This is a genomic window from uncultured Corynebacterium sp. (genome assembly GCF_937999985.1).
In the GTDB taxonomy this organism is placed as follows: domain Bacteria; phylum Actinomycetota; class Actinomycetes; order Mycobacteriales; family Mycobacteriaceae; genus Corynebacterium.
Map to the genome: position 1 here is coordinate 1 of NZ_CALLDG010000208.1, position 3,365 is coordinate 3,365.

The following is a 3,365-nucleotide window of genomic DNA, read 5'->3' on the forward strand; positions in this document are numbered from 1 at the left end:
GCCCCAGCGCCAGCACGGCCAGACCCTTCTCCGTGATCTGCCGCTCCAGGCGAGCAACCAGATCCACCATCGGGGTCTGGCCATCGGCGTTCTTGGACAACCACGCCAGCGCCGCCGCTATCGCCGCCGTCTGGGATGGCGCAACTAGCTGGCCTACGGCGCTCAGATCAATGTCCGAACGATCCACACTGATAGTGGATAGCCCGCGCGGCTTCGGGGGTTTGCGGGAGGAAAGAGTCCCGCGCGCCAAGACACGCTCGGCAGTAATGTGTTGGAACTCCCCCGCTTCCTCCGTACCTTCTGCGTTTACCGCGGCCTCCCCCTCCCGCGCGATGTCGTGGGCACGCGCGGTCACCTCGCTGGGACGGTAGGCATCCATCGCAATGACCGTATCGGCCAGCCGCAGATAGGCACCCGAGCCACCAGCGATAAGGACGGTGGAGACCGAGGTGGCGTCATATAAAGAACGAACGCGCTGCACAAACGGGGTGATGGGCTCCTTGTTGTTCGGTACGAGGCGCTGCATGAGCCGGTCGCGGATCATGAAGTTCGTAGCCGAAGTGTCCTCGTCGATGAGCAGCGCGGAGGCGCCGGCGGCGTGCGCTTCGACGACATTGGCGGCCTGGGAGGTGGAACCCGAGGCGTTCGTGGTGGTGAAGTGGCGCGTGTCGGCACCAGTGGGCAGGTTGGTGATGAACGGCGAAATGTCGTCACCGGTGATGGGGCGGCCATCCTCGGCGCGGACGCTGGCAACGTCGGCGCGGGAGATCACCCACTCGCGGCCATCGCCGGAGATATGGGGGTAGATGCCGCGTTCCAGGGCGCGCAGCAGCGTGGATTTGCCGTGGTAACCGCCGCCGACGATGACGGTGAGGCCCTCCGGGATGCCCATGCCCGTGACGGTGCGGCCGCTGGGGAGCTCGAAGGTTTGGGAAAGCGACTCCGGGGATTCGAAGGCCGTGGCCTGGTTAGCGGCGAGTGGGCGGTCGCTGTCCCCCGCAGCACGCGGGAGGATCGCGCCGTTGCCGACGAAGGCGACGAGCTTGCGAGGTTTCAGCTGGGCGCGAAGGGCTTCCTGGTCGCGCAGGAGTGCCACGTGCTCCTCGAGGGCCCGCACATCGGCGGGAGCGAAACGATCGTGGCGCAGGCAGTCGTCGGCGAGCTGCGGCAAGTCATCGGCCAGCAGGTGTGCGGCCTGGCGGCCCAGGATACGGCGGCCTTTGGCCGGAAGGCCTACGAGCAGGCGGGCCTCCACGCGATCAGGGGTGACCAGCACGTGAGTACGTTCGAGGACCTGCTGACCGATGTCACCGATGTGGACGTTGCGCGAGCGGTGGGAGTCGGCTTGAATCCGCCGCGCCAGGAAGTCGGCTACCGCTACCCTGCCGGTGGCATCGTCAACGAGGTGCTGTGGGATGCCCGCAGCCTTCATGGGAAGGATGAGCCGCACCTTGGAGGGGCTGGCGTAAGGATCGGCCTGCACGCGGTCGATGGAAACCGTCAGATCCGGTTCACTATAGGCGCCTTTCAGCTTCTTGTAGGCGCCGTAGCCCGCGCCGTCGAGGCTCTTGGTACGGGAGAAAAGGTCCGAGAGAGTGATTCGTGCCATGTACCCTAGCGTAGGGAAAATTTTTTTCTGGCTCTCACCTGCGAAAAAGAATGACTTTCACACTTTTTTCAAGAAAATAGTATTCAGGGCGTAACGCTTAGAGATCCCAAACGATTGTCAGTGTGAAGGCGCTAACAAACCCACAAAATTCCCTAGCGCCCGACACTACACACTGAAAGGATCACTCCCATGATTGAACTGATTGCAAACTTCTTCCAGGGTCTGGTTAGCCTGATCGGCGGCGCTCTCGCTGGCCTGGGCGACCTGATCTCCGGCAAGTAAAAACCGGCTACTCAGAAAGTCCTAATCTGAGGTTTCTCTTGGGTCCCCGCTCACCTCGTGTGAGCGGGGATTTCTCTATAGGATCAAGAGCATGCTGGCATTCCTTGCTGAAAACCCGCTGATCGCCCTAGTCATTATCCTTGCCCTCGGTTTCGCCATCGGCAAGATCCGCCTCGGCGGCATGTCGCTCGGCACCGCGGCGATTCTCTTCGTCGCCATTGCCTTCTCCACGGCGGACCCCAATATCCAGCTGCCCCCTATTATTTTCCAATTCGGCCTGGCAGTCTTCGTCTACGCCATCGGCCTGACAGCCGGGCACGCCTTCTTCGCCGACTTCCGCGAGCGCGGCTGGCGCATGCTCCTCTTCGTCGTGGTTCTACTCGTCGGTCTAATGGGCATGACGTGGTTGCTGGTGCCGCTCTTCGGAGTCGAGGCCGCCACGGCCACCGGTTCCTTTGCCGCCGCGTTGACGTCCACCCCCGGTATGGCGGCCGTCGTGGACATGCTGGAAGGCACCCACCCGGAGCTCGCTGCCGACCCCGTCGTCGGCTACTCCCTGGCCTACCCCGGCGGTGTGCTTGGAGCCATTGCCGTGGCCGCCATTGGAACCAAGCTCTTGAAGGTCGACCACCGCCAGGACGCGATCGACGAGGGCGTGCTGCACGCGCCTCTGGAGCACCGCGGCGTGCGTCTGCGGGAGGGCATAGAAGGATGCGTACGCGACCTGCGAACCATCGCGGATGCGAAGATCATCGTCACCCGCTTGGTCCGCCCCCACCACGCCACCGAGGACGTCCAGGAAAAGGATCACAAGCTGGCCTACCCGGATGCGGAGGTGTACCCCGGCATGATCGTGGTGATCACCGGCACGCCGAACTCCCTGGACAAGGCCACGGCCGCACTGGGCGAGCAGATCGACATCGACGTGGATAGCTCCTACATCGGCTACCGCCGCATTACCGTTTCTAACCCGAGCATCGCCGGGCGCAGCATCAAGGACATCGACCCGATCAGCCACGGCTTCATCATCGCCCGCATCCGCCGCGGCGACGAAGACCTAGTGCCCGGCCCGGACGACGTGCTGCACTATTCCGACCGCGTGCGAGTGGTCACCCCGAAGCACCGCATCGACGAGGTCTCTCAGTTCCTGGGCGATTCCGAACGCTCCCTGGCGGACGTGAACCTGCTGCCCTTCACCCTAGGCCTGGCCATTGGCCTGCTCATCGGTGCGATCCCCATCCCCCTTCCCGGCGGCACCACGCTCAACCTGGGCTTCGGTGGCGGCCCCATCGTCATGGGCCTCATCTTCGGAGCACTCGCCCGTACCGGCCCCATAGGCTGGCAAATCCCCTATCACGCCAACAAGGCCCTCAGCAGTCTGGGCCTGGCCATCTTCCTGGCCGGCGTGGGCACCATCGCGGGCACGGGCTTCCGCGACGCACTGACGGACATCACTTCCCTGAACTACATCGCT

2 protein-coding genes are annotated in these 3,365 nt (G+C 63.9%); one reads left to right on the forward strand and one right to left on the reverse strand.

What is annotated here, in order from left to right; translation table 11 throughout:
- Positions 1 to 1,609, reverse strand: a 1,609-nt coding sequence (locus Q0331_RS10435; RefSeq protein ID WP_298076278.1) for an ABC-ATPase domain-containing protein, incomplete at its 3' end; no start/stop codon positions are given.
- 373 nt (positions 1,610 to 1,982) lie between these two features.
- Between Q0331_RS10435 and Q0331_RS10440 the strand changes: the two genes are divergently transcribed.
- Positions 1,983 to 3,365, forward strand: a 1,383-nt coding sequence (locus tag Q0331_RS10440) for an aspartate:alanine exchanger family transporter (protein WP_298076279.1), incomplete at its 3' end; no start/stop codon positions are given.